Genomic DNA, 1631 nt, shown 5'->3' on the forward strand with positions numbered 1-1631 from the left:
CAGCACCGCCCATAACTCGTTACTGATTTTTCGTCTGGCCATGTCGCCAGGATATGGCTTTCATGGCTTCACGTCCAGGTTGTGTTAGCCGCTCTTATCAGGGGCATTTTGAATCACCATTGAAGAACTAGAAATCGCAATCCCATGTAGAAACTCTGGAATTTTATCGCTCTCCCTCCCTTTAAGCCATCCCTTCTCAACCTCAAACGCAAAGCACGCCAATCCATCCTTGTCCGGGCATATCAAAAAATAGTCAGGAATTGATTGCCTTGATTTATCCCCGGAGACAGAATTCACGTAAGCAACAGTTCCCCCCATCCGTCCCCCTCAAATTTTCTTTGCCATACAATGTTGCGCGCATATCGTCCACCGGTATCTTCGAGCGCAATTTCATCTGCTGCTGTAGTCTTCTGAAGAGAATTCTGAGGCGATTTGATTAATGCAGCCGCCAAACAACTAAACGAGAGCTTTCCTTCAACGGCGTGCATAGAAGTTATATCGATATAGAAGTCAACAGAAACCACTTTATCGGTCACGATCGATAAAGATTTGACAACTCGATCAGAGATATTCTTATAAAGCGCGTATCCACATTGACCTGACAGCAATGCCAGATTGGACTTCAAGTCGCTGGATTCAAGATTCACCGGCTCCGCCCCAGCCTCTCCAATAAAGAAATAAATTACGAAGCATGCCAGAACAATCTTCTTCACGAAATCACCCTCCTCGAATAATTTTCAGGCCACATCAGATCCTCCTGGTTTACCCATTTAAAGACAGGGACGTCCTCCAGAACAATTAGTGCATTTGTAAAAGAGGTTGACCTGTCCACCAACCCATTCATATTTGGGGGATTTTGGCCTGTAGCTCCTGGATAGTTCACCGCAGCAGCACAGTTCGTAAACGATTGATTGTAATACCACACCTTAATCCCGGAATTTGTTTGAATCGTCCTTCTTTCGTTGATGCCGGCGATATCCGCGTATTTACTTGCGCTATCTACTTGCGGCAGCGATGGATTATGCGGCGTTGGCATCGATTTACCCGGCCAGACCCAGTAAGCCGCCGCACTATGACTCGCGTGGAAAACGTCCCTTCCAATTTCATTCCGCCACGCAAGAGCGTGTTAGAGCGGCTAACACAACCTGGACGTGAAGCCATGAAAGCCATATCCTGGCGGTATGGCCAGACGAAAAATCAGTAACGAGTTATGGGCAGCGCTTGAGCCGCTGATTCCGGTGTTCACGCCGTCGCCCAAAGGAGGCCGCCGCCGGACGGTGGACGACCGCGCAGCATTGAACGGCATCCTGTATGTCCTGCAAACAGGTATTCCATGGGAATACTTGCCGAAAGGATTGGGCTTCGGCAGCGGGATGACCTGCTGGCGAAGACTACGCGACTGGCAAGCCGCAGGCGTGTGGGAGAAGCTGCATCGGGCGATGCTTCGCCGCTTGCGTGAGCATGACCAGATTGATTGGGAACGGGCGAGTCTTGATGCCGCCAGTGTTTCCAGCCCCCGGGGGGCCAGGAAACCGGCCCCAACCCGACAGACCGGGGCAAGCTCGGGTCGAAACGGCACATCGTCGTAGATGCGCGCGGCGTTCCTTTGGCCATCACGGTCACGGGTGCCA

General features: G+C 51.2%; 1 protein-coding gene and 1 pseudogene. One reads left to right on the forward strand and one right to left on the reverse strand.

Annotated elements, in window-relative coordinates; all coding sequences use genetic code 11:
• Positions 1-293: 293 nt before the first annotated feature.
• Positions 294-713, reverse strand: coding sequence for a hypothetical protein (locus tag BLU17_RS32960; RefSeq protein ID WP_143189412.1), 420 nt, complete (start codon positions 711-713; stop codon positions 294-296).
• Between the two features lie 468 nt (positions 714-1181).
• Here BLU17_RS32960 and BLU17_RS32035 point away from each other — a divergent pair.
• Positions 1182-1631: pseudogene (locus BLU17_RS32035) on the forward strand (IS5 family transposase); the annotation flags it as partial.

The organism is Paraburkholderia lycopersici, from assembly GCF_900096975.1.
GTDB classification, from domain to species: domain Bacteria; phylum Pseudomonadota; class Gammaproteobacteria; order Burkholderiales; family Burkholderiaceae; genus Paraburkholderia; species Paraburkholderia lycopersici.